The organism is Xenorhabdus griffiniae (assembly GCF_001028135.1).
GTDB classification, from domain to species: domain Bacteria; phylum Pseudomonadota; class Gammaproteobacteria; order Enterobacterales; family Enterobacteriaceae; genus Xenorhabdus; species Xenorhabdus bakwenae.
This window is the reverse complement of sequence record NZ_LDNM01000161.1, coordinates 1-728: the sequence shown is the minus strand read 5'-3', so window position 1 is coordinate 728 and position 728 is coordinate 1. Positions and strand designations below refer to the sequence as shown.

Here is a 728-nt window from a genome sequence, read left to right as displayed (position 1 = left end):
CAACATGGTCGAACGAACCGGACTACGGTATTTGTATGCGTACCGGGCGTAATGAGCTGGCGGTGGATTGCGATAGCGAAGATGAGAAAATACAGGCGCAAATTCAGGCGCTGTTAACCCAGATGTTCGGCAAGCTGCCTCCGCGCCGTTATCGCAATAACAGTAATAAGTGCCTGTATTTGTTGTCAGTTAAGGGCGAGTATCGTAAGCGCGTCCATCGTTTGGACGGCGATTTGGGTATCATTGAACTGCTGGCCGACGGTCAGCAATTTGTGGCTGCGGGCACACACCCTAGCGGTGCTCGCATTCAATGGGATGGCGGTTTACCCAGCGACCCGCTCGAAATAACGCCTGAACAGTTAGAAATGCTGTGGTCAGCATTGGCTGAACAACTGCCCGTTGCCGTGTCTACCGAAGCGATTGCTGCCGGAAAGCTCCGTGATCGCGGCATATCTACCCCTAATGCTACTGACGAGACCGCCGACTATCTGGACGCGAACGGCTGGACGTTGGGCGTTGGCAAAAATGGCGAGCGCTATATCACATGCCCGTTTGCTGACGGACATAGCATTGATAGTGACCCGACCAGTACCGCGTATTTTCCGTCAAGTACCGCGGGGTTCAAAGTGGGGCATTTCAAATGCTTACACGCCTCTTGTGCACATCGTAATGATGGCGATTTCCTCAACGCTATTGAGTTTGGGGTGCGCGATTTTGAGGATCTGACC

At 53.2% G+C, this 728-nt stretch carries 1 protein-coding gene; it reads left to right on the top strand.

Annotation, left to right across the window (positions count from 1 at the left end; genetic code table 11):
- Positions 1-728: bifunctional DNA primase/polymerase (locus AAY47_RS19175; RefSeq protein WP_047771937.1), on the top strand; the 728-nt coding region annotated here is incomplete at both ends.